11 protein-coding genes, 40 tRNA genes and 4 rRNA genes are annotated in these 21,637 nt (G+C 43.0%); 8 read left to right on the top strand and 47 right to left on the bottom strand.

Translation table 11 applies throughout. The features are described from left to right. Positions 1 to 55 precede the first annotated feature (55 nt). Positions 56 to 1,372 (top strand): trypsin-like peptidase domain-containing protein, encoded by a 1,317-nt coding sequence (locus SJW71_RS06090; protein ID WP_431811860.1) that lies wholly within the window; start codon positions 56 to 58, stop codon positions 1,370 to 1,372. A 202-nt stretch (positions 1,373 to 1,574) separates the two neighbouring features. Here the strand turns inward: SJW71_RS06090 and SJW71_RS06085 are convergent, their stop codons facing one another. Then, entirely contained in the window at positions 1,575 to 2,570 is a 996-nt protein-coding gene (locus SJW71_RS06085; protein WP_274794191.1) for an ABC transporter substrate-binding protein, read from the bottom strand. A 138-nt stretch (positions 2,571 to 2,708) separates the two neighbouring features. Between SJW71_RS06085 and SJW71_RS06080 the strand changes: the two genes are divergently transcribed. From SJW71_RS06080 to SJW71_RS06070, 3 genes are read left to right on the top strand one after another with little or no spacing between them, the layout of a single operon-like run. Continuing rightward, positions 2,709 to 3,713 carry a FecCD family ABC transporter permease gene (locus SJW71_RS06080; RefSeq protein WP_431811859.1) on the top strand — a complete coding sequence of 335 codons (1,005 nt, stop codon included), beginning with the start codon at positions 2,709 to 2,711 and terminating at the stop codon, positions 3,711 to 3,713. Next, complete coding sequence (locus tag SJW71_RS06075) at positions 3,710 to 4,765, top strand: FecCD family ABC transporter permease (protein ID WP_274794193.1); 1,056 nt, start codon at positions 3,710 to 3,712, stop codon at positions 4,763 to 4,765. Before SJW71_RS06080 ends, SJW71_RS06075 begins: the two co-directional genes overlap by 4 nt. Before the next feature lie 15 nt (positions 4,766 to 4,780). Then, positions 4,781 to 5,578 carry an ABC transporter ATP-binding protein gene (locus tag SJW71_RS06070; RefSeq protein ID WP_274794194.1) on the top strand — a complete coding sequence of 266 codons (798 nt, stop codon included), beginning with the start codon at positions 4,781 to 4,783 and terminating at the stop codon, positions 5,576 to 5,578. A gap of 132 nt (positions 5,579 to 5,710) precedes the next feature. On the opposite strand, the gene SJW71_RS06065 is transcribed toward SJW71_RS06070, so the two are convergent. The 22 genes from SJW71_RS06065 to SJW71_RS05960 all read right to left on the bottom strand — a co-directional run bounded on the left by SJW71_RS06065 (position 5,711) and on the right by SJW71_RS05960 (position 9,046). Further along, positions 5,711 to 5,782, bottom strand: a tRNA-Glu gene (locus tag SJW71_RS06065). A gap of 2 nt (positions 5,783 to 5,784) precedes the next feature. Next, a tRNA-Ser gene (locus SJW71_RS06060) sits at positions 5,785 to 5,875 on the bottom strand. Between the two features lie 10 nt (positions 5,876 to 5,885). Further along, a tRNA-Asn gene (locus tag SJW71_RS06055) sits at positions 5,886 to 5,962 on the bottom strand. A gap of 4 nt (positions 5,963 to 5,966) precedes the next feature. After that, positions 5,967 to 6,043 (bottom strand) — tRNA-Ile (locus SJW71_RS06050). Position 6,044: 1 nt separating this feature from the next. Continuing rightward, positions 6,045 to 6,118: transfer RNA gene (locus SJW71_RS06045), tRNA-Gly, on the bottom strand. Positions 6,119 to 6,123: 5 nt separating this feature from the next. Beyond that, positions 6,124 to 6,199 (bottom strand) — tRNA-Phe (locus tag SJW71_RS06040). Positions 6,200 to 6,257: 58 nt separating this feature from the next. Further along, positions 6,258 to 6,333, bottom strand: a tRNA-Asp gene (locus SJW71_RS06035). 3 nt (positions 6,334 to 6,336) lie between these two features. After that, positions 6,337 to 6,411, bottom strand: a tRNA-Met gene (locus tag SJW71_RS06030). A 53-nt stretch (positions 6,412 to 6,464) separates the two neighbouring features. After that, positions 6,465 to 6,557, bottom strand: a tRNA-Ser gene (locus tag SJW71_RS06025). 15 nt (positions 6,558 to 6,572) lie between these two features. Next, positions 6,573 to 6,649 (bottom strand) — tRNA-Ile (locus tag SJW71_RS06020). Positions 6,650 to 6,656: 7 nt separating this feature from the next. Then, a tRNA-Met gene (locus SJW71_RS06015) sits at positions 6,657 to 6,730 on the bottom strand. Positions 6,731 to 6,756: 26 nt separating this feature from the next. Continuing rightward, positions 6,757 to 6,832, bottom strand: a tRNA-Ala gene (locus SJW71_RS06010). Positions 6,833 to 6,846: 14 nt separating this feature from the next. Further along, positions 6,847 to 6,923, bottom strand: a tRNA-Pro gene (locus SJW71_RS06005). A 10-nt stretch (positions 6,924 to 6,933) separates the two neighbouring features. Then, positions 6,934 to 7,010: transfer RNA gene (locus SJW71_RS06000), tRNA-Arg, on the bottom strand. 8 nt (positions 7,011 to 7,018) lie between these two features. Continuing rightward, a tRNA-Leu gene (locus tag SJW71_RS05995) sits at positions 7,019 to 7,107 on the bottom strand. Positions 7,108 to 7,112: 5 nt separating this feature from the next. Then, positions 7,113 to 7,187 (bottom strand) — tRNA-Gly (locus tag SJW71_RS05990). Between the two features lie 36 nt (positions 7,188 to 7,223). Then, positions 7,224 to 7,308, bottom strand: a tRNA-Leu gene (locus SJW71_RS05985). Positions 7,309 to 7,325: 17 nt separating this feature from the next. Continuing rightward, a tRNA-Lys gene (locus SJW71_RS05980) sits at positions 7,326 to 7,401 on the bottom strand. A gap of 7 nt (positions 7,402 to 7,408) precedes the next feature. Beyond that, positions 7,409 to 7,484 (bottom strand) — tRNA-Thr (locus tag SJW71_RS05975). 3 nt (positions 7,485 to 7,487) lie between these two features. Next, positions 7,488 to 7,563: transfer RNA gene (locus tag SJW71_RS05970), tRNA-Val, on the bottom strand. 10 nt (positions 7,564 to 7,573) lie between these two features. After that, positions 7,574 to 7,689: ribosomal RNA gene (gene rrf, locus SJW71_RS05965) — 5S ribosomal RNA — on the bottom strand. A gap of 262 nt (positions 7,690 to 7,951) precedes the next feature. Continuing rightward, positions 7,952 to 9,046, bottom strand: a complete 1,095-nt coding sequence (locus tag SJW71_RS05960) for a cysteine desulfurase family protein (RefSeq protein ID WP_431812194.1) — start codon at positions 9,044 to 9,046, stop codon at positions 7,952 to 7,954. Positions 9,047 to 9,137: 91 nt separating this feature from the next. Between SJW71_RS05960 and nadB the strand changes: the two genes are divergently transcribed. The 4 genes from nadB (at position 9,138) to SJW71_RS05940 (ending at position 13,257) form a co-directional block, all read left to right on the top strand. Beyond that, positions 9,138 to 10,724, top strand: coding sequence for an L-aspartate oxidase (gene nadB, locus SJW71_RS05955; protein WP_431811858.1), 1,587 nt, complete (start codon positions 9,138 to 9,140; stop codon positions 10,722 to 10,724). Continuing rightward, complete coding sequence (nadC, locus tag SJW71_RS05950; protein ID WP_274794196.1) at positions 10,681 to 11,541, top strand: carboxylating nicotinate-nucleotide diphosphorylase; 861 nt, start codon at positions 10,681 to 10,683, stop codon at positions 11,539 to 11,541. The genes nadB and nadC overlap by 44 nt, the downstream gene beginning before the upstream one ends. Further along, positions 11,528 to 12,631, top strand: coding sequence for a quinolinate synthase NadA (gene nadA / locus SJW71_RS05945; RefSeq protein WP_274794197.1), 1,104 nt, complete (start codon positions 11,528 to 11,530; stop codon positions 12,629 to 12,631). The genes nadC and nadA overlap by 14 nt, the downstream gene beginning before the upstream one ends. A 209-nt stretch (positions 12,632 to 12,840) precedes the next feature. Beyond that, positions 12,841 to 13,257 carry a VOC family protein gene (locus SJW71_RS05940; protein WP_312507672.1) on the top strand — a complete coding sequence of 139 codons (417 nt, stop codon included), beginning with the start codon at positions 12,841 to 12,843 and terminating at the stop codon, positions 13,255 to 13,257. Positions 13,258 to 13,319: 62 nt separating this feature from the next. On the opposite strand, the gene SJW71_RS05935 is transcribed toward SJW71_RS05940, so the two are convergent. The 24 genes from SJW71_RS05935 to SJW71_RS05820 all read right to left on the bottom strand — a co-directional run bounded on the left by SJW71_RS05935 (position 13,320) and on the right by SJW71_RS05820 (position 21,414). Next, positions 13,320 to 13,391 (bottom strand) — tRNA-Glu (locus SJW71_RS05935). 2 nt (positions 13,392 to 13,393) lie between these two features. Beyond that, positions 13,394 to 13,484: transfer RNA gene (locus SJW71_RS05930), tRNA-Ser, on the bottom strand. A 10-nt stretch (positions 13,485 to 13,494) separates the two neighbouring features. Next, positions 13,495 to 13,571 (bottom strand) — tRNA-Asn (locus SJW71_RS05925). Between the two features lie 4 nt (positions 13,572 to 13,575). Beyond that, positions 13,576 to 13,652: transfer RNA gene (locus SJW71_RS05920), tRNA-Ile, on the bottom strand. A 1-nt stretch (position 13,653) separates the two neighbouring features. Further along, positions 13,654 to 13,727: transfer RNA gene (locus SJW71_RS05915), tRNA-Gly, on the bottom strand. A gap of 5 nt (positions 13,728 to 13,732) precedes the next feature. Then, a tRNA-Phe gene (locus SJW71_RS05910) sits at positions 13,733 to 13,808 on the bottom strand. A gap of 58 nt (positions 13,809 to 13,866) precedes the next feature. Next, a tRNA-Asp gene (locus tag SJW71_RS05905) sits at positions 13,867 to 13,942 on the bottom strand. Between the two features lie 3 nt (positions 13,943 to 13,945). Further along, a tRNA-Met gene (locus SJW71_RS05900) sits at positions 13,946 to 14,020 on the bottom strand. Between the two features lie 53 nt (positions 14,021 to 14,073). Beyond that, a tRNA-Ser gene (locus tag SJW71_RS05895) sits at positions 14,074 to 14,166 on the bottom strand. Positions 14,167 to 14,181: 15 nt separating this feature from the next. Next, positions 14,182 to 14,258: transfer RNA gene (locus SJW71_RS05890), tRNA-Ile, on the bottom strand. Between the two features lie 7 nt (positions 14,259 to 14,265). After that, positions 14,266 to 14,339, bottom strand: a tRNA-Met gene (locus tag SJW71_RS05885). 26 nt (positions 14,340 to 14,365) lie between these two features. Continuing rightward, positions 14,366 to 14,441, bottom strand: a tRNA-Ala gene (locus SJW71_RS05880). A gap of 14 nt (positions 14,442 to 14,455) precedes the next feature. Next, positions 14,456 to 14,532 (bottom strand) — tRNA-Pro (locus SJW71_RS05875). Positions 14,533 to 14,542: 10 nt separating this feature from the next. After that, positions 14,543 to 14,619, bottom strand: a tRNA-Arg gene (locus SJW71_RS05870). 8 nt (positions 14,620 to 14,627) lie between these two features. Next, positions 14,628 to 14,716, bottom strand: a tRNA-Leu gene (locus SJW71_RS05865). Between the two features lie 5 nt (positions 14,717 to 14,721). Then, positions 14,722 to 14,796 (bottom strand) — tRNA-Gly (locus SJW71_RS05860). A 36-nt stretch (positions 14,797 to 14,832) separates the two neighbouring features. Then, a tRNA-Leu gene (locus SJW71_RS05855) sits at positions 14,833 to 14,917 on the bottom strand. A gap of 17 nt (positions 14,918 to 14,934) precedes the next feature. Next, positions 14,935 to 15,010 (bottom strand) — tRNA-Lys (locus tag SJW71_RS05850). Positions 15,011 to 15,017: 7 nt separating this feature from the next. Then, positions 15,018 to 15,093, bottom strand: a tRNA-Thr gene (locus tag SJW71_RS05845). A gap of 3 nt (positions 15,094 to 15,096) precedes the next feature. Continuing rightward, positions 15,097 to 15,172: transfer RNA gene (locus SJW71_RS05840), tRNA-Val, on the bottom strand. Positions 15,173 to 15,182: 10 nt separating this feature from the next. Continuing rightward, a 5S ribosomal RNA gene (gene rrf, locus SJW71_RS05835) occupies positions 15,183 to 15,298 on the bottom strand. Positions 15,299 to 15,459: 161 nt separating this feature from the next. After that, positions 15,460 to 18,387 (bottom strand): 23S ribosomal RNA (locus SJW71_RS05830). Between the two features lie 305 nt (positions 18,388 to 18,692). Beyond that, positions 18,693 to 20,244: ribosomal RNA gene (locus SJW71_RS05825) — 16S ribosomal RNA — on the bottom strand. Together the 16S, 23S and 5S rRNA genes with 20 tRNA genes alongside form the textbook arrangement of a ribosomal RNA operon. A gap of 270 nt (positions 20,245 to 20,514) precedes the next feature. Then, the gene (locus SJW71_RS05820; protein ID WP_322612048.1) at positions 20,515 to 21,414 is read right to left on the bottom strand and encodes a DMT family transporter; all 900 of its coding nucleotides are present in this window, start codon (positions 21,412 to 21,414) and stop codon (positions 20,515 to 20,517) included. Positions 21,415 to 21,637: the final 223 nt, after the last annotated feature.

Raw genomic sequence — 21,637 nt, 5'->3', positions numbered from 1 at the left:
AAGCAATTTTTACTTGCCGATATGAATAGTAAATATTTCACAGGAGCGTGATAGGATGAAGTGTCCAAATTGTCAGCATGAGAATCTTTCAGACAGCAAATTTTGCTCTGATTGTGGCAGTAAACTTATGAATTCATCATTATTAAAACAAGGTATCCCAACATGGGCAATTATCGTATTATCGGTCTGCTTTCTTGCCATCGGTGGACTAGGCTATGCATATTGGGACTTTTTCACTGATAAAAAGAATCAAACTACTACTTACTCAGAAGTAAATGATAAGCAACAGGTAAATACACAGCAAGTTTCCTCTGAAGAACTCACAAAAAAACAAGAAGCTCATGCACAGCAGGTTGATCGTGTCACCCTAATAAAGGAAATTCAACAAAAGGTATTCACGGTCCTCAGTAACAATAGTCAAGGTTCTGGCTTCCTGTATAAAAAGGGTGGTTATGTTATTACAAATGCACATGTTGTTCAAGGAGAAGTGGATGTCACGCTTCGTAATGCCAATGGTCAAGAATCACCAGGAACGGTTATCGGTATATCAGACCGCTACGACATTGCTTTAATTCATGCACCTAGCTATCAAGACACACAACCGTTGGGAATTGAAACAACCGAATCACCTATTGGCTTAGAGGTTATTGCATTTGGTAGTCCACAAGGCTTTGAAAATTCAGCATCTATTGGCTATATAACAGGCAATAAACGGGACATGAAGCTTGAAAACTTTATTTATAAGCAAATTTATCAGGTAGATGCACAAATTGATAAGGGGAGTAGCGGTGGCCCATTGGTTGATGTCAATACAGGCAATGTCATAGGGATTAATTCTCTACTTTACACAACTGAAACAAGTACTAACTTTGCTTTCTCCATCCCTCTTTACGTTATGCTTGACCAATTTGAAGGATGGGTTGCTAAACCACTTTCTGCAAATGAGGTTCGTGCTGTTGCGAATGTTTATGAAAATAGTCAACAATCCACTATTGAAACAAAATCCACTAACGAAACAGATGCTTTGCTAGCAGGGCAATTCGTGCAAGCATTCCGTCTCTATTACGAGATGGCACTGAATGAAGGTGATTTTTATTGGATTATTGATATGCTTGCACCTGACAGTTCAGCTTATCAAGAACTAGAGAAATATATTAATGAAATTGCCTATCAAGGACATTACTTCTATTTTACTAATAATGAAGTGCTAGATGTACAATATTCAAATGGTCAATATTTCGTGGATATGAATGAAACATTTGATTTTTATGATGCACAAGGGAATTACCAATTCTATGATCGCTATAAAACCTATACAGTTATAACAGATGATTACGGTGCTTTTAAAATTTCTCACATTACCATTCACTAATAATTTCTTTGTCATTCGAAAACAAGGAAAAAAACAATCAATCGGAATGCTTTTAAAGTGTCTCAAAGGTTAGACACTTTTTCTTGCACTTACTACCTCAAATTTTCCCTTCATGATCAACTTCTTCGTCTATCATTTTTTATAAGAAATAAAAAAACTATACATTCATCTAATGCCGATGAATGTATAGTTTAATGATTAATTATTTAACAAAAATTTCTTCCACTTGATCTAGCATAATGTTGGCTGCTAAAATGCCTCCAGCAGTATTCCAAATAACATCATCTACTTTATGTGCATTGCCTTTTTGAACAGCCGTTAGGTTTTTCCAAAGTGGATCTTGTGTCCACTCCTGTTCAGTTGATAATGCTGAATCATCACCTGTTGGCATGTACGTGAAGTAGAAAATAACATCCCCATCCATTTGAGGAATTGCTTCTTTTCCTACTTCAATCGCTAAGTTACCTAATTTTGCATTATCTTTAAATAAATCTGCTTGTGCTGGCACACGTTTAAATCCTAAAGCATCAAAAATAACGCCTGAGAATGAATCTGTGTAATAGATACGAGATTTATCTGCCATAAAGCGTACAAATGAAACTTCTTGGTTTGTTTGTTCTCCAAGCTTTTCTTTCAGCGCTAGTAACTTATCTTCGTAGGCTTTTAGCACCTCTTGTCCCTTTGTTTCTTGATTTACTGCTTTTGCGTATAATTTAAAGTTCTCTTTCCAATCACCACGTAATGTGTCTGAAAACACAGTTGGCGCAATTTTGCTAAGCTTCGCATAATCTTTTTCTTGTCGTAATTTATTACCGATGATTAAATCTGGCTTTAAAGAAGCGATTTTTTCGATATTAATTTCATGTTCGATACCGACAACTTCCACACCGTCCATTTGATCCTTAATGTGATCATACCATGGATCGCCTGTCCAAGATTGTACTGCACCTACTGGTTTAATTCCTAGTGCTAATAATGCTTCTGTTCCTTCATTTGTTAAAACAACGATACGCTTTGGTGTATCTTTTACTTCAGTTGTACCCATTGCATGTTCGACACTGTATGCATTGCTTTCTTTTGATTTCTCATCTTTGGTAGTATCTTTAGAATCGCCACATGCTGCTAGCACAAAAATAGCCATAACAGCTAGCAAAACTAATAGTTTTTGAAATGCTTTTTGCACCTTTTCTTCCTCCATTGTATATGATAAAATGTTTAGGCATATTAGACGAGAATGAAAATCACTTTCATCTAAGATCGATATTAATCGTATTGTATGTATCTATTAATGTCAATCATTAATTTAGTAATTTTTTAGAAAAGAGTATAGTTCAATATGATATTAAAAAATAATTATTCCAAGATAATGGCTTTACTAGTAGGGGTTGTTCTCTTACTTCTTTGTATGGGGATTAGTATTGTTTACGGTTATGCGAATACTTCTATTCAAACGACCTATGAATCTTTTATACAATTTAACAATTCAAATGAGCATATTATTATTCAAAATGTTCGTATTCCAAGAGCACTTATAGCCAGCTGTGTTGGTGCTTCGTTAGCTATTACAGGCGTGCTTATGCAAACCTTAACAAAAAATCCATTAGCCTCTCCAGGAATCTTGGGTATCAATGCAGGTGCAGGCTTTGCTGTTGTCTTTGCCATGATTTTTTTCCATATTTCCAGCCTGCAATCTTTTGCATGGATCGCATTTCTAGGTGCAGCAATCGCTGCTTTATCCGTTTATTCGATTAGTTTTTCAGGTAGGGATGCTGTTACTCCCGTGAAAATCACTTTAGCAGGGGCTGCCATTAGTGCACTTTTTGCTTCATTTACACAAGGTTTACTCGCTACTAATGAAGCTGAACTCGATCAAGTATTGTTTTGGTTAGCTGGCTCTGTACAGGGTAGAAAACTTGAAATTCTACTTTCTGTTCTTCCTTATTTAGTAATCGGATGGATAGCAGCACTCATTATTTCTTCCAAAATGAATATTCTTGCTCTTGGAGATGATGTAGCAAGAGGATTAGGATTACGATTAGGGCTGATGAAAATCTTAGTAGGACTTATCGTTATTTTTTTAGCAGGTGGCGCTGTTGCGATTGCTGGTCCCATTGGTTTTATTGGCATTGTCGTTCCCCATTTTGCGCGAAAGTTTGTCGGCACTGATCATCGATGGCTTATTCCTATGGCTGCGTTACTTGGAGGGATTCTTTTATTGCTGGCTGATGTTGCGGCTCGTTATATTATTATGCCCCAAGAAGTTCCAGTAGGAGTTATGACGGCTATGATTGGCACACCATTCTTTATTTACCTTGCGCGAAAAGGTGGAAAAAATAAATGAAACATGTAAAAACAATTCGTTTACTTCAACAAAAATTTTCTTTTTTATTAGATGTACAAGCTGCAAAAAAATTAATGGTGATTAGTCTACTAGCAGTTGCTGTTTTCTTTTTTAGTGCATCATTTGGTGATTCTTTCATCAATCCATTAAAGGTTTTACAAGCTTTTCTTGGTTACGGGTCAGATTTTGATCAGCTAATCATTATTGATTTCCGAATGCCTCGGATTTTCATTGCTGCCTTTGCTGGAATGGCGTTAGCCGTAGCAGGTGCCATTTTACAAGGAATCGTAAAAAATCCACTTGCCTCACCTGATATTATCGGGATATCAGCTGGTGGTGGTGCAGCAGTTGTTGGATTCTTAGCTATTTTCAGTGATTCTAATCACTCTTTAACAGTTAGTATAGAATGGTTACCATTAGCAGGCTTTATAGGAGCTACTGTTGTCGGATGTATTGTCTATCTATTTGCTTGGAAAGATGGTGTCACACCAAATCGTCTTGTCTTAATCGGTATTAGCGTGTCAGCTTTTATGCAAGCTATTACTACCATGTTAATGATTATCGGGCCAATTTATCAAGCGAGTGAAGCGAATAAATGGATTACGGGTAGTGTCAAAAGTGCAGATTGGGATCAAGTACAAATCGTTGTACCATTGATCATCGTTCTACTACTTATTACATTCTTTATTACACGACAGTTAAATGTTCAAGAACTAGGTGATGATACAGCGTCAAGCCTTGGGCAATCTGTTCAAAAAACACGCCTTTACTTAATCCTATTATGTTCCAGTCTAGTAGCGAGTGCTATAGCATTTGCTGGCGCCATTGGGTTTGTAGGATTAATGGCACCTCATATTGCACGACGCATTGTTGGTTCATCATTCGGTGTACTTATTCCAGCATCTGCAGCAATCGGAGCATTGCTTGTGATGATAGCAGATATTATTGGTCGTACTGCTTTTAGCCCGTTAGAAGTACCCGCTGGTGTCTTTACCGCTGCCATTGGTGCTCCCTATTTTATCTATTTACTATTTAGAAATCCTAATAAATAAAGGAGTCTATACTACATGACTGAATCGTTATTAACCAAATCCCTTACATTAAGTTATGGTGATTCCAATATTATCGAAGATCTCAATTTATCTATCCCTTTGAATGAAATTACTGTATTAATTGGAGCGAATGGCTGTGGTAAATCCACACTCCTACGCTCCATCGCTCGATTATTAAAACCTAAAAAAGGTTCCGTTCTATTAGATGGAGAGGATATTTTTAAATTATCAACAAAGCAGGTGGCTAGAAATCTTTCGATTCTTCCCCAATCCCCTGTTGCACCAGAAGGCCTAACTGTCCTACAGCTTGTGAAGCAAGGTCGCTATCCTTACCAAAGCTGGCGTCAACAGTGGACGGAAAAGGATGAAGAAATCGTATTAAATGCCTTAAGAGCAACAGGCACAGAGCATTTACAAGATAGACCAGTGGATGAGCTATCAGGAGGACAACGTCAACGTGCTTGGATTGCTATGACGCTTGCTCAAGATACGGATATTATTCTTTTGGACGAGCCTACGACATACTTAGATTTAACTCATCAGATAGAAGTTTTAGATTTATTGTACGAGTTAAACCAACAGCAAAAGCGAACGATTATTATGGTATTACATGATATTAATCTCGCATGTCGCTATGCCGATCATATTATTACTGTCCGTGATCGTGGTGTCTATCGTCAAGGTAAACCAGAAGAAATTATGACAACTGATTTAGTTAGTCATGTGTTTGACCTTGATTGCCAAATGACGACAGATCCAATATTTGGTACACCTCTATGCATTCCATATGGAAAAGGACGTAGAATTTCATAGCTTCTTAGTAAAATTAAAAGCCTACACAGATTAAACTATCCTGTGTAGGCTTTAATTTATGGTAGCTATATTATAAATCTATGACTAAAATTAAAAAGTGCAGTAGATGAAATTCATCTACTGCACTTAGTATGACCCGTACGGGATTCGAACCCGTGTTACCGCCGTGAAAGGGCGGTGTCTTAACCACTTGACCAACGGGCCAATGGCGGAGAAGGAGGGATTTGAACCCTCGCGCCGGTTACCCGACCTACACCCTTAGCAGGGGCGCCTCTTCAGCCTCTTGAGTACTTCCCCAAATAAAAAATGGCTCCGAAGGCAGGACTCGAACCTGCGACAACCTGATTAACAGTCAGGTGCTACTACCAACTGAGCTACTTCGGAATAATGGTGGGCCTAAATGGACTCGAACCATCGACCTCACGCTTATCAGGCGTGCGCTCTAACCAGCTGAGCTATAGGCCCTTGGAGCGGGTGATGGGAATCGAACCCACGACATCAGCTTGGAAGGCTGAGGTTTTACCATTAAACTACACCCGCATAAATGGTGGGTCAGGACGGAATCGAACCGCCGACACTTAGAGCTTCAATCTAATGCTCTACCAACTGAGCTACTGACCCATTTCGTCCATGCTAAGCTTGCTCACTCTTTTGCTTCTCATGTTTTTCATTATAATAATGGCGGTCCCGACCGGGATCGAACCGGCGATCTCCTGCGTGACAGGCAGGCATGTTAACCGCTACACCACGGGACCTTTTGGTTGCGGGGGCCGGATTTGAACCAACGACCTTCGGGTTATGAGCCCGACGAGCTACCACTGCTCCACCCCGCGATAATGATATTCTGTTTCGAGTTTTTAAAGCACCATTTATAAAAATTTAAAACTGGAGGAGGTAGAGGGATTCGAACCCCCGCGCGGTGTTACCCGCCTGTCGGTTTTCAAGACCGATCCCTTCAGCCAGACTTGGGTATACCTCCGTTACACTATATAAATGGTGGACCTTGCAGGACTCGAACCTGCGACCGGACGGTTATGAGCCGTCTGCTCTAACCAACTGAGCTAAAGGTCCTTTAAGATGGCGGCAGAGGGGATCGAACCCCCGACCTTACGGGTATGAACCGTACGCTCTAGCCAGCTGAGCTACGCCGCCAGGATCTTTATACTGGTTATTTACTATGGTGGAGCCTAGCGGGATCGAACCGCTGACCTCCTGCGTGCAAGGCAGGCGCTCTCCCAGCTGAGCTAAGGCCCCATAATTTTAGGAAATGGTCGGGAAGACAGGATTCGAACCTGCGACCCCTTGGTCCCAAACCAAGTGCTCTACCAAGCTGAGCTACTTCCCGTTCGTTCTTTTGGCGCGCCCGACAGGAGTCGAACCCATAACCTTCTGATCCGTAGTCAGACGCTCTATCCAATTGAGCTACGGGCGCATAATAAATGGTGCCGAGGACCGGAATCGAACCGGTACGGTAGTCACCTACCGCAGGATTTTAAGTCCTGTGCGTCTGCCAGTTCCGCCACCCCGGCACATTTGGAGCGGAAGACGAGGTTCGAACTCGCGACCCCCACCTTGGCAAGGTGGTGTTCTACCACTGAACTACTTCCGCATGTGCATAAGTTTTTTTATCTGGCAATGAAAATAATGGTGCGGGTGAAGGGAGTCGAACCCCCACGCCTTGCGGCGCTAGATCCTAAGTCTAGTGCGTCTGCCAATTCCGCCACACCCGCTTATTATTATTTCAAAATGGTGAGCCATGAAGGACTCGAACCTTCGACCCTCTGATTAAAAGTCAGATGCTCTACCAACTGAGCTAATGGCTCGAAAAAATGGTGCCGGCTATAGGAATCGAACCCACGACCTACTGATTACAAGTCAGTTGCTCTACCTGCTGAGCTAAACCGGCATATGGTGGAGGATGACGGGCTCGAACCGCCGACCCCCTGCTTGTAAGGCAGGTGCTCTCCCAGCTGAGCTAATCCTCCTGGGTATTATGCCTAGCGACGTCCTACTCTCACAGGGGGAAGCCCCCAACTACCATCGGCGCTAAAGAGCTTAACTTCCGTGTTCGGTATGGGAACGGGTGTGACCTCTTTGCCATCATCACTAGACTATTTTATGTATCTTGTTTTGAAGTTGTTTACCTGTCCTTCAAGACAAGAATTATTGTATAACGTTTTTTAACATTGTGCAATACTTTTTTATAAAAAAAAGAAATTATTACTTTTTAAAGATATTTTTGTTAAGTAAGAGAAAATATTGCCCTGCAAAATATTATATCAATTGTTGTTTCAAAAGAAAACAATTATTTTTCTTGATATGTTTTATAGCCTAAAATCTATAATAAAACAAGTGAAGGCCTTATGATTTCCCTCACTTGTTATCTAATGAAATGGTTGAAAGCTCTATTGTTAATCTTGTAATTTCTTCAATTGTTGTCGAAGGGCCAAAAGAGATTCTAAAAAATTGACGTGCTGCTTCCAAAGAAAAACCCATCGATAAAATAGCCTTCGTTCCAGATTCACTATGAATATCACATGCGCTACCTGTAGAGATACAGATTCCCGACTCGTTCAGCTTTAAAAGAACATATTGGCCCTCTAATCTATCCATCATTACACCACAAATATTAGGTAATTGCTGCTTACATTCTATTAGCTTGCATGATTCAGGCAGTTTACTTTTTAAAACTCCTCTTAACATCACATAATGTTGTAATTCATATTGATAGTTTTCAATTGCAGCTGCAAAGGCCACAATTGCAGGCGTATCTAATGTACCTCCTCTTAAACCTCTCTCATGTGTCACACCTGGTGTTAATGCTTGCACGCGGATGGAGGGATTTAGATAAACCGCACCACACCCCTTTGGCCCACCTATTTTATGAGCCGAAATTGTAATAGCATCTATTCCTTTTGGTATAGCTAATTTTCCAAATGACTGAACACAATCAATATGACAGTAAACACCTGATTCTCCTGCCAGCTCTATTATTTTCTTCAGAGGCTGAATGGAGCCAATCTCTGAATTAACATGTTGAATGGTAATCAAAGCCGTGTCTAATCGTATTGTTTTTTGAAGTTCCTGCAAATCAATACAACCATCCTTCTTTAACGGCAATTTTGTCACTTCATACCCCATTTTCTCAAGTGTATTCAAAGCTGCGTGCACTGACGTATGCTCAGCTTGAGATGAAATAATATGCTTCCCTTTTTTAGAGGCTAGTGCTAATGACAAGATGGCCATAATATTTCCTTCTGTTCCGCTCCCAGTGAAAATAATACCATCGCTAGTTACGCCTAGAGCTTGCGCTACAACTTCTCTTGACTGTTGCACGAAATAATGCGCTTGTCCTCCTAGATCATGAAGACTTGAACTGTTTCCATAATAACGCTGCGCTACCCCTATATAGGCATCAAGAGCTTCCTTCATCATAGGTGACGTTGCAGCATAATCCATATAAATCATCATCTTCTTCCTCTCTAATTCATCGGGTCTTGTTTTCTTTTTTATTTTATGTAAAGATAGGTGTCAAGACAATTGTAAAGAAGGTATAACTATGGATGTAAAGACAGACGTCCTTATCATCGGCAGTGGTATTGCGGCACTTCAGGCTGCTTTACTACTCGAAGAACATTTTCAAATACAAATTGTTACAAAATCTTCTGTTTATATGAGTAGCTCTTATCGTGCACAAGGTGGTATAGCAGCCGTTACAAGCAAAGAAGATCATATCAAACATCATATTGCTGATACATTGAAAGCTGGAGAATATCATCATGAAAAAAGAAATGTGGAAACACTTATAGAAGACGGCACTAAAATTATGCAGAACTATTTAAAAACTGGTCTCCCAATTGATCGTCACCTCGATGGAAAACCTGTTCTAGGACTAGAGGGGGCACATAGTCATCATCGTATTTTACATGCAGGTGGAGATCGAACTGGTCAAATTTTCATAGATTATTTGCTTCATAAACTTTCACCCAAAACAAAGGTCAATTGTTATGAAATGGCTTATGAGCTTTTACTGAATACAGATGGTGATTGTATAGGTGTACTCACTAAAGGCGAAAAAGGGATTAAACGCTATTTGGCTCATCATGTTATTTTAGCCACAGGAGGTGCAGGTGCACTTTATTCAAGCACATCCAATTATTCAAACAATACAGGAGATGGTATTGCTTTAGCATTTCGTGCAGGCGCTGCGATCAGTGATATGGAATTTATGCAGTTTCATCCAAGTTTACTATGGTGTGAAAATAAGGCAAAAGGTTTAATCTCCGAAGCTGTACGAGGAGCAGGCGGTACCTTTGTAGATGCACAGTGTAAACCTATTATGAAAGGCTTACATCCACAAGGTGACTTAGCCCCTAGGCATATTACGGCACACGCACTATTTACTAAACGTGCTGCTGGGGAGGAAACGTTTATTGATATTGCCACCATCCAAAACTTTGATGCAAAATTCCCAGCAATTGCTCAGCTCTGCTATGACAATCAAGTTCATTTGCAAGATGGTTTAATCCCTGTGGCTCCAGGTAGTCATTTTTTAATGGGTGGTGTTATTGCTGATGACAACGGTAGAACTACTATCCCAAACTTATATGCAGTTGGTGAAGTGGCTTGTACAGGTGTCCATGGAGCGAACCGTTTAGCAAGTAATTCTCTATTGGAGGGCATTACATTTGGTCAAAAAATGGCGTATTTCATTATTCAACAAGGTTGTCATCAAAAAAATTTTTTACTTGACCAACCTCAATATGCTGATAAAAAACCACCTTTATTTAGCAAACAGCAATTACAGCAACGTATGATGCAGTTTGTAGGCATCGTTAGAAATATCGATGATTTACAGTACTTTGTTCAGCAACTCCCCTCTCTACAATCTCTTCTTCACACTAATCTAGAGGGTATGGAGCAAGCAGAATTGGAACTATTTATGATGCATGTTGTCGCAACACTGATGACACATGCGGCCATTATAAGAACTGAAACACGTGGTGCCCACATACGTACAGATAAATCCGAAATGGATGCACAATGGGCAAGCCGGTGGATTATTTTTTCGCAAGGACAATTGAAAGTGAGGAACTCATTGTATGAATATCATCAAACTCGAGGAAATGCTCAAACAGTTTTTTAATGAAGATTTAGGTGATGGGGATTTATCGAGTGAATTTATTTTTTCAGCCGAACAACAGGGATCTTTTTCGTTTTATGCTAAAGAAAAAGGAATTTTTTGCGGAGCTCTCATTATTGAGCATGGCTTTCTTCTACTAGATCGTTCTATGGAAATTTATCTTCATAAAAAGGATGGAGAGACAGTAGATGCAGGCGATATACTAGCCGTGATAAAAGGTCCCTTACAAAAATTGTTAATAGGCGAACGTGTCATCTTAAATCTTATTCAACGTATGTCTGCCATTGCAACAGCTACTCACCAAGCAGTCCAAGAAACGATAGGTACGCATGCGAAAATATGTGATACTCGTAAAACAATGCCTGGCATGCGTATGCTTGATAAATATGCAGTGAGAGTCGGTGGTGCTTTTAATCATCGAAATGGACTGTATGATGCCATCATGTTAAAAGATAATCATCTTGCCTTTGCAGGTAGTATAACAAAAGCTGTTCAGACCGCTAGAGAGAAAGTCGGTCATACCGTGAAAATTGAAGTAGAAATTGAAACAAAGGAACAGCTAGATGAAGCCATCATTGCTGGAGTAGATATCATTATGTTTGATAACCGCAGTCCAGAAGAAATTCGAGATTGGCTTCCTTCTGTCCCCCCTACTATTGCAACAGAAGCTTCAGGGGGTATCACACTGGATAATTTAAAGGCTTATGCACAGTCAGGTGTTCAGTGGATTTCACTTGGTTCATTAACCCATTCTGTCAAAGCTTTTGATATTAGTGCACTTGTTCAAATGAAAGGAGCTCATTCCCTTGTCCATCACTAGTTTATTACAACAGACGACACTACTTCCTGAGCATTATCGGACATTATCCGTAGAGGAAATGGAATCTCGTATTTTAGCAATAAAGAAAAAATTAGGCTCTAAACTTTTTATCCCAGGACACCATTATCAAAAAGATGAGGTTATTCAATTTGCTGATGCAACTGGTGATTCTCTACAACTAGCTCAATTATCTGCCGCTAATAAGGAGGCTGAACATATCGTATTTTGTGGTGTACATTTTATGGCAGAAACGGCAGACATGCTGACAATGAAACAGCAACATGTCTATTTACCAGATATGCGTGCAGGCTGTTCGATGGCTGATATGGCGAATATTTATCAAACAGAACAAGCATGGCCAATCCTTCAACAGCTCTTTGGCGATACGATTATTCCTCTAACTTATGTCAATTCAACCGCGGCCATTAAAGCCTTTACGGGACGACATGGTGGTGCCTGTGTTACATCATCGAATGCAAGGGAGCTTGTACAATGGGCATTTACACAAAAACAGCGTATTTTCTTTTTACCCGATCAACATTTAGGGAGAAATACCGCCTATGATTTAGGTATTCCCCTTGAAAATATGGCCGTTTGGAATCCTCATAAAAATATGCTCGAAACTAAGGAATCACTTGAAAACATCCAGGTTATTCTGTGGAAGGGTCATTGTTCTGTGCATGAGGGGTTTACAGTTCAACATACGGAAGTCATTCGCAAAGAACATCCCACAATGAGGATTATTGTTCATCCAGAATGTAGTCGTGAAGTTGTTGCAGCAGCTGATGATGCCGGCTCGACAAAATACATTATTGATACAATCAATCGAGCACCAAGCGGATCTGCATGGGCCATTGGAACAGAAATGAACCTTGTCAATCGTATCATTAAGCAACATCCAGATAAACATATTATTTCGCTAAATGAAAATTTTTGTCCTTGTCTAACTATGAACCGAATAGACCTTCCACATTTACTATGGAGTCTTGAAAGTATTGAACAGGGGCAACCTCATAACCGTATACAAGTAGATGAACATACTACCGCTGAAGCACTTAGCTCACTTGAAAGAATGCTTGTACGGGGGTAACAAGAAGAATTTTAAAAGCAGACATGTTGTTGTATCAATATTTCTGCTTTTTTTGTAAAGTTAAGGAGTTATGAAAAACGTCGTTCATTTTTTGATATGACTTATACTTTTTTGATTAAGGATGTTGGGAAATAAATGAAATCCATTTACTTGTAGAAATTGACATGGATTTATTTTCTATGATACTGTCGATTTGGAGGTGATAATCAATGGCTTTTCAATCGAAAAATATATTTATCAATTTACCAGTAAAAGATCTTAACAAATCAATCAACTTTTTTAAAGACTTAGGTTTTGAATTTAATCAACAATTTAGTGATGAAACAACAGCTTCAATGATTATTAGCGAAAATATCTTTGCATTAATAATGGTAGAAGAACGATTCAAAGGATTTACAAAGAAGGAGATTGCAGATACAGCTACTTCTGCAGAGGCGATATTATGTCTTTCCGCTGAAAACCGAGAACAAGTAGATCAATTAGTAAATAAAGCACTAGCCTCTGGTGGTAAACCTTACAGTGAACCACAAGATCACGGATTTATGTACGGCTGGGGATTCCAAGATGTAGATGGGCATATTTGGGAAGTAGTATATATGGATGAAAGCGCACTAAATAATGAGTAATTATATATCTATCTAAATATAAAAAAAACAGTAGCTGCAAATGCAGTTACTGTTTTTTAGTATGACCCGTACGGGATTCGAACCCGTGTTACCGCCGTGAAAGGGCGGTGTCTTAACCACTTGACCAACGGGCCAATGGCGGAGAAGGAGGGATTTGAACCCTCGCGCCGGTTACCCGACCTACACCCTTAGCAGGGGCGCCTCTTCAGCCTCTTGAGTACTTCCCCAAATAAAAAATGGCTCCGAAGGCAGGACTCGAACCTGCGACAACCTGATTAACAGTCAGGTGCTACTACCAACTGAGCTACTTCGGAATAATGGTGGGCCTAAATGGACTCGAACCATCGACCTCACGCTTATCAGGCGTGCGCTCTAACCAGCTGAGCTATAGGCCCTTGGAGCGGGTGATGGGAATCGAACCCACGACATCAGCTTGGAAGGCTGAGGTTTTACCATTAAACTACACCCGCATAAATGGTGGGTCAGGACGGAATCGAACCGCCGACACTTAGAGCTTCAATCTAATGCTCTACCAACTGAGCTACTGACCCATTTCGTCCATGCTAAGCTTGCTCACTCTTTTGCTTCTCATGTTTTTCATTATAATAATGGCGGTCCCGACCGGGATCGAACCGGCGATCTCCTGCGTGACAGGCAGGCATGTTAACCGCTACACCACGGGACCTTTTGGTTGCGGGGGCCGGATTTGAACCAACGACCTTCGGGTTATGAGCCCGACGAGCTACCACTGCTCCACCCCGCGATAATGATATTCTGTTTCGAGTTTTTAAAGCACCATTTATAAAAATTTAAAACTGGAGGAGGTAGAGGGATTCGAACCCCCGCGCGGTGTTACCCGCCTGTCGGTTTTCAAGACCGATCCCTTCAGCCAGACTTGGGTATACCTCCGTTACACTATATAAATGGTGGACCTTGCAGGACTCGAACCTGCGACCGGACGGTTATGAGCCGTCTGCTCTAACCAACTGAGCTAAAGGTCCTTTAAGATGGCGGCAGAGGGGATCGAACCCCCGACCTTACGGGTATGAACCGTACGCTCTAGCCAGCTGAGCTACGCCGCCAGGATCTTTATACTGGTTATTTACTATGGTGGAGCCTAGCGGGATCGAACCGCTGACCTCCTGCGTGCAAGGCAGGCGCTCTCCCAGCTGAGCTAAGGCCCCATAATTTTAGGAAATGGTCGGGAAGACAGGATTCGAACCTGCGACCCCTTGGTCCCAAACCAAGTGCTCTACCAAGCTGAGCTACTTCCCGTTCGTTCTTTTGGCGCGCCCGACAGGAGTCGAACCCATAACCTTCTGATCCGTAGTCAGACGCTCTATCCAATTGAGCTACGGGCGCATAATAAATGGTGCCGAGGACCGGAATCGAACCGGTACGGTAGTCACCTACCGCAGGATTTTAAGTCCTGTGCGTCTGCCAGTTCCGCCACCCCGGCACATTTGGAGCGGAAGACGAGGTTCGAACTCGCGACCCCCACCTTGGCAAGGTGGTGTTCTACCACTGAACTACTTCCGCATGTGCATAAGTTTTTTTATCTGGCAATGAAAATAATGGTGCGGGTGAAGGGAGTCGAACCCCCACGCCTTGCGGCGCTAGATCCTAAGTCTAGTGCGTCTGCCAATTCCGCCACACCCGCTTATTATTATTTCAAAATGGTGAGCCATGAAGGACTCGAACCTTCGACCCTCTGATTAAAAGTCAGATGCTCTACCAACTGAGCTAATGGCTCGAAAAAATGGTGCCGGCTATAGGAATCGAACCCACGACCTACTGATTACAAGTCAGTTGCTCTACCTGCTGAGCTAAACCGGCATATGGTGGAGGATGACGGGCTCGAACCGCCGACCCCCTGCTTGTAAGGCAGGTGCTCTCCCAGCTGAGCTAATCCTCCTGGGTATTATGCCTAGCGACGTCCTACTCTCACAGGGGGAAGCCCCCAACTACCATCGGCGCTAAAGAGCTTAACTTCCGTGTTCGGTATGGGAACGGGTGTGACCTCTTTGCCATCATCACTAGACTTGCACGTAGATGTGCTGTCTTCTGCATTACAATAAGGATATAGCATTCTTAGCAGAAGTTCCTATATGTTAAGCTTCAAAATACACTATGTATAAAAGCTCTTATGAAAGAGTTGTTCTTTCAAAACTGGATAAACGTACATTGACTGCTTCAAACAATTTGGTTAAGTCCTCGATCGATTAGTATTCGTCAGCTCCATGTGTCACCACACTTCCACCTCGAACCTATCTACCTCATCGTCTTTGAGGGATCTTACTTACTTGCGTAATGGGAAATCTCATCTTGAGGGGGGCTTCATGCTTAGATGCTTTCAGCACTTATCCCGTCCACACATAGCTACCCAGCGATGCCTTTGGCAAGACAACTGGTACACCAGCGGTGTGTCCATCCCGGTCCTCTCGTACTAAGGACAGCTCCTCTCAAATTTCCTACGCCCACGACGGATAGGGACCGAACTGTCTCACGACGTTCTGAACCCAGCTCGCGTACCGCTTTAATGGGCGAACAGCCCAACCCTTGGGACCGACTACAGCCCCAGGATGCGATGAGCCGACATCGAGGTGCCAAACCTCCCCGTCGATGTGGACTCTTGGGGGAGATAAGCCTGTTATCCCCGGGGTAGCTTTTATCCGTTGAGCGATGGCCCTTCCATGCGGAACCACCGGATCACTAAGCCCGTCTTTCGACCCTGCTCGACTTGTAGGTCTCGCAGTCAAGCTCCCTTGTGCCTTTACACTCTACGAATGATTTCCAACCATTCTGAGGGAACCTTTGGGCGCCTCCGTTACCTTTTAGGAGGCGACCGCCCCAGTCAAACTGTCCGCCTGACACTGTCTCCTGCCCCGCTAAGGGGCATGGGTTAGAATTTCAATACAACCAGGGTAGTATCCCACCGACGCCTCCTTCGAAGCTGGCGCTCCGAGATCTCTGGCTCCTACCTATCCTGTACAAGTTGTACCAAAATTCAATATCAGGCTACAGTAAAGCTCCACGGGGTCTTTCCGTCCTGTCGCGGGTAACCTGCATCTTCACAGGTACTATAATTTCACCGAGTCTCTCGTTGAGACAGTGCCCAGATCGTTACGCCTTTCGTGCGGGTCGGAACTTACCCGACAAGGAATTTCGCTACCTTAGGACCGTTATAGTTACGGCCGCCGTTTACTGGGGCTTCAATTCGCAGCTTCGCTTGCGCTAACCACTCCTCTTAACCTTCCAGCACCGGGCAGGCGTCAGCCCCTATACGTCACCTTACGGTTTTGCAGAGACCTGTGTTTTTGCTAAACAGTCGCCTGGGCCTATTCACTGCGGCTCTCATGCGCTTGCACGCTCAAGAGCACCCCTTCTCCCGAAGTTACGGGGTCATTTTGCCGAGTTCCTTAACGAGAGTTCTCTCGCACACCTTAGGATTCTCTCCTCGACTACCTGTGTCGGTTTGCGGTACGGGCACCTCTCACCTCGATAGAGGCTTTTCTTGGCAGTGTGAAATCAGGAACTTCGTCCATACGGACTCGCCATCACAGCTCAACGTTACAGTGTGCGGATTTGCCTACACACACGCCTTACTGCTTGGACGCGCATAACCAACAGCGCGCTTACCCTATCCTACTGCGTCCCCCCATTTCTCAAACGGTGAGGAGGTGGTACAGGAATATCAACCTGTTGTCCATCGCCTACGCCTGTCGGCCTCGGCTTAGGTCCCGACTAACCCTGAGCGGACGAGCCTTCCTCAGGAAACCTTAGTCATACGGTGGACGGGATTCTCACCCGTCTTTCGCTACTCATACCGGCATTCTCACTTCTAAGCGCTCCACCAGTCCTTCCGGTCTGACTTCAACGCACTTAGAACGCTCTCCTACCACTGACATCGTAGATGTCAATCCACAGCTTCGGTGAATCGTTTAGCCCCGATACATTTTCGGCGCAGCGTCACTCGACCAGTGAGCTATTACGCACTCTTTAAATGATGGCTGCTTCTAAGCCAACATCCTGGTTGTCTGTGCAACGCCACATCCTTTTCCACTTAACGATTACTTTGGGACCTTAGCTGGTGGTCTGGGCTGTTTCCCTTTTGACTACGGATCTTATCACTCGCAGTCTGACTCCCGTGTATAAATATCTGGCATTCGGAGTTTGTCTGAATTCGGTAAACCGGGATGGCCCCCTAGTCCAAACAGTGCTCTACCTCCAGTATTCTCATCACGAGGCTAGCCCTAAAGCTATTTCGGAGAGAACCAGCTATCTCCAAGTTCGATTGGAATTTCTCCGCTACCCACACCTCATCCCCGCACTTTTCAACGTGCGTGGGTTCGGGCCTCCAGTAAGTGTTACCTTACCTTCACCCTGGACATGGGTAGATCACCTGGTTTCGGGTCTACGACCACGTACTATTTCGCCCTATTCAGACTCGCTTTCGCTGCGGCTCCGCCTTCTAAAGCTTAACCTTGCACGTAATCGTAACTCGCCGGTTCATTCTACAAAAGGCACGCTATCACCCATTAACGGGCTCTAACTACTTGTAGGCACACGGTTTCAGGATCTCTTTCACTCCCCTTCCGGGGTGCTTTTCACCTTTCCCTCACGGTACTGGTTCACTATCGGTCACTAGGTAGTATTTAGCCTTGGGAGATGGTCCTCCCGGATTCCGACGGAATTTCACGTGTTCCGCCGTACTCAGGATCCACTCAGGAGAGAACGAACTTTCGACTACAGGGCTTTTACCTGCTCTGGCGGACCTTTCCAAGTCGCTTCATCTAACTCGCTCTTTTGTAACTCCGTATAGAGTGTCCTACAACCCCAAGAGGCAAGCCTCTTGGTTTGGGCTCTTCCCGTTTCGCTCGCCGCTACTCAGGGAATCGATTTTTCTTTCTCTTCCTCCAGGTACTTAGATGTTTCAGTTCCCTGGGTCTGCCTTCAAGACGCTATGTATTCACGTCAAGATACTACGCGATTAAACGTAGTGGGTTCCCCCATTCGGAAATCTCCGGATCAAAGCTCACTTACAGCTCCCCGAAGCATATCGGTGTTAGTGCCGTCCTTCTTCGGCTCCTAGTGCCAAGGCATTCGCCGTGCGCCCTTAATAACTTAACCTATAGCTTTCAATACACATCGCATTTCGTTGTCAGCTTCACTCGTTCAATCAGTCACGTACTGAAGTACGCTCCTTCATTCACTCGATTGCTTCCTAGAACTGCTTGTGTCTTGAAACCTTACTGATGTTATTAAGCCTATAAAAAACTTAAAAAATAAATGTGTTTGTTACAATTTCAATGTCGTTTTATCCAGTTTTCAAAGAACAAGTTTTGAAGTATTTCATTCGGAAGAATGAACCTTCAAAACTGAACGCAAAACGTAATCTTACAAACCCAAGGTTTGTATTCCGAAATAATCCTTAGAAAGGAGGTGATCCAGCCGCACCTTCCGATACGGCTACCTTGTTACGACTTCACCCCAATCATCTATCCCACCTTCGGCGGCTGGCTCCAAAAGGTTACCTCACCGACTTCGGGTGTTACAAACTCTCGTGGTGTGACGGGCGGTGTGTACAAGGCCCGGGAACGTATTCACCGCGGCATGCTGATCCGCGATTACTAGCGATTCCGGCTTCATGTAGGCGAGTTGCAGCCTACAATCCGAACTGAGAACGACTTTATCGGATTAGCTCCCTCTCGCGAGTTGGCAACCGTTTGTATCGTCCATTGTAGCACGTGTGTAGCCCAGGTCATAAGGGGCATGATGATTTGACGTCATCCCCACCTTCCTCCGGTTTGTCACCGGCAGTCACCTTAGAGTGCCCAACTAAATGATGGCAACTAAGATCAAGGGTTGCGCTCGTTGCGGGACTTAACCCAACATCTCACGACACGAGCTGACGACAACCATGCACCACCTGTCACCGTTGCCCCCGAAGGGGAAACTATATCTCTACAGTGGTCAACGGGATGTCAAGACCTGGTAAGGTTCTTCGCGTTGCTTCGAATTAAACCACATGCTCCACCGCTTGTGCGGGCCCCCGTCAATTCCTTTGAGTTTCAGTCTTGCGACCGTACTCCCCAGGCGGAGTGCTTAATGCGTTAGCTGCAGCACTAAGGGGCGGAAACCCCCTAACACTTAGCACTCATCGTTTACGGCGTGGACTACCAGGGTATCTAATCCTGTTTGCTCCCCACGCTTTCGCGCCTCAGCGTCAGTTACAGACCAGAAAGTCGCCTTCGCCACTGGTGTTCCTCCAAATCTCTACGCATTTCACCGCTACACTTGGAATTCCACTTTCCTCTTCTGCACTCAAGTCCCCCAGTTTCCAATGACCCTCCACGGTTGAGCCGTGGGCTTTCACATCAGACTTAAAGGACCGCCTGCGCGCGCTTTACGCCCAATAATTCCGGACAACGCTTGCCACCTACGTATTACCGCGGCTGCTGGCACGTAGTTAGCCGTGGCTTTCTAATAAGGTACCGTCAAGGTACAGCCAGTTACTACTGTACTTGTTCTTCCCTTACAACAGAGTTTTACGATCCGAAAACCTTCTTCACTCACGCGGCGTTGCTCCATCAGGCTTTCGCCCATTGTGGAAGATTCCCTACTGCTGCCTCCCGTAGGAGTCTGGGCCGTGTCTCAGTCCCAGTGTGGCCGATCACCCTCTCAGGTCGGCTACGCATCGTCGCCTTGGTGAGCCGTTACCTCACCAACTAGCTAATGCGCCGCGGGCCCATCCTATAGCGACAGCCGAAACCGTCTTTCAGTGTTCCACCATGAGGTGGAACAGATTATTCGGTATTAGCCCCGGTTTCCCGGAGTTATCCCAAACTATAAGGTAGGTTGCCCACGTGTTACTCACCCGTCCGCCGCTAACGTCAAAGGAGCAAGCTCCTTCTCTGTTCGCTCGACTTGCATGTATTAGGCACGCCGCCAGCGTTCGTCCTGAGCCAGGATCAAACTCTCCATAAAAGAAATTTGATTAGCTCAAATTGTTTTGCTGGCATCAATTTTGATGTCCAAAATTTTGTTTTGTTCACTAGCCGAAACTAGTTACTTAAAACTTTATTGATTACGTTTTGCTTGTTCAGTTTTCAAGGTTCATTTTGTTTAAGTCGTTTTAGCGACTTTACTATCATATCTCATTCTCAACGAGAAGTCAACAACTTTTTAAATTTCTTTTTTTCAAGTGTTCCTTCTTGTTAAGGACAAGTAATAATATATAATATATCATTTTTAAAATCAAGCATTTTTCATAAAAAATTTAAAAATCTTTTTTATATCAATTACAAACAATAGGATTCCTACTAATACAATTAACCCACCAAAGATTTGGGTAACGATTAAATACTCCTTAAATATCCACAATGCTAAAAGAGCTGCACCAACCGGCTCAAAGAGAATAGCTATTGAAACAACATTCGTACTTACGTATTTAATAGACCAATTAAATAAAGTATGACCAAATAAATTAGGTATTAACGCTAATAAGACAAACCATAACCAATCAGAAGAAGAATACGGTCCAAATGATTCTCCTTTAATTAGTACATAGATAAATAAAGTAATTGTACTCACTACATAAACAACCATTGTATAAGTCATTAACGATAATCTTTTGCGTACATCCTGTCCTAATAAAAAATAAGCTGTAGCAAGTGCACAAGCAATGAGCGCTAATATATCTCCGTAAAAAGCTGTCCCACTTACTTTAAAATCGCCCCAACTAATTAAAATACTTCCCGCAATAGCAATTGTTCCAGCAACGATTGTTTTCATCGTTATCTTTTCTTTAAAGAAAAAGTATGTCCCCACAAAGGCAAACAAAGGTTGTAGCGTTACCAGAACTGTTGAACTTGCGACAGAAGTATAGTTGAGTGACTCAAACCATAAAATAAAATGAAATGCTAAAAAGATTCCCGCGGCTGTAGAAAAAAGCCAATCACGCCTCTTTAATGTTGTAAGCTCCTTTGAATATCTCCCCAAAAACAATGGAAGCATTATTAAAACCGAAAATAGCATACGATAAAATGCTATAATGCCCGCTTCCGCTGATGCTAATTTCACGAAAATAGCGGACATAGATACTGAAATAACACCAATTACGATTGGAATGTACGGATGAATCTTCGGCTTCTCCATAAAATCACCTCCATCAATTTCGCTCTCCTATTTCTTACGAAAGAAAACAATTAAGTAACCCTCCCATTTAATGAGAGAGCATTCCATACTAATGCTTCATTTCAGAAATAATAGATTCTTGCTGTATCAAGATAAAAAATACTTATATTTCCTTCCTTTCATGTTGTACAATACAAAAAAGTAATGGCACATATAATAATGACAGCTTGCATATCTCTTAGCA

Origin of the sequence: Lysinibacillus sp. FW12 (assembly GCF_050817245.1) — a bacterium.
GTDB lineage: Bacteria > Bacillota > Bacilli > Bacillales_A > Planococcaceae > Lysinibacillus > Lysinibacillus irui.
This window is presented reverse-complemented; position numbering and strand designations above follow the sequence as displayed.

What these genes read in the sequence shown, in the direction of transcription:
- SJW71_RS06090 (WP_431811860.1), top strand. Translation starts at nt 56, where the DNA reads ATGAAGTGTCCAAATTGTCAGCATGAGAATCTTTCAGACAGCAAATTT.
- SJW71_RS06085 (WP_274794191.1), bottom strand. Translation starts at nt 2,570, where the DNA reads ATGGAGGAAGAAAAGGTGCAAAAAGCATTTCAAAAACTATTAGTTTTG.
- SJW71_RS06080 (WP_431811859.1), top strand. Translation starts at nt 2,709, where the DNA reads ATGATATTAAAAAATAATTATTCCAAGATAATGGCTTTACTAGTAGGG.
- SJW71_RS06075 (WP_274794193.1), top strand. Translation starts at nt 3,710, where the DNA reads ATGAAACATGTAAAAACAATTCGTTTACTTCAACAAAAATTTTCTTTT.
- SJW71_RS06070 (WP_274794194.1), top strand. Translation starts at nt 4,781, where the DNA reads ATGACTGAATCGTTATTAACCAAATCCCTTACATTAAGTTATGGTGAT.
- SJW71_RS05960 (WP_431812194.1), bottom strand. Translation starts at nt 9,046, where the DNA reads ATGATTTATATGGATTATGCTGCAACGTCACCTATGATGAAGGAAGCT.
- nadB (WP_431811858.1), top strand. Translation starts at nt 9,138, where the DNA reads ATGGATGTAAAGACAGACGTCCTTATCATCGGCAGTGGTATTGCGGCA.
- nadC (WP_274794196.1), top strand. Translation starts at nt 10,681, where the DNA reads ATGAATATCATCAAACTCGAGGAAATGCTCAAACAGTTTTTTAATGAA.
- SJW71_RS05940 (WP_312507672.1), top strand. Translation starts at nt 12,841, where the DNA reads ATGGCTTTTCAATCGAAAAATATATTTATCAATTTACCAGTAAAAGAT.
- SJW71_RS05820 (WP_322612048.1), bottom strand. Translation starts at nt 21,414, where the DNA reads ATGGAGAAGCCGAAGATTCATCCGTACATTCCAATCGTAATTGGTGTT.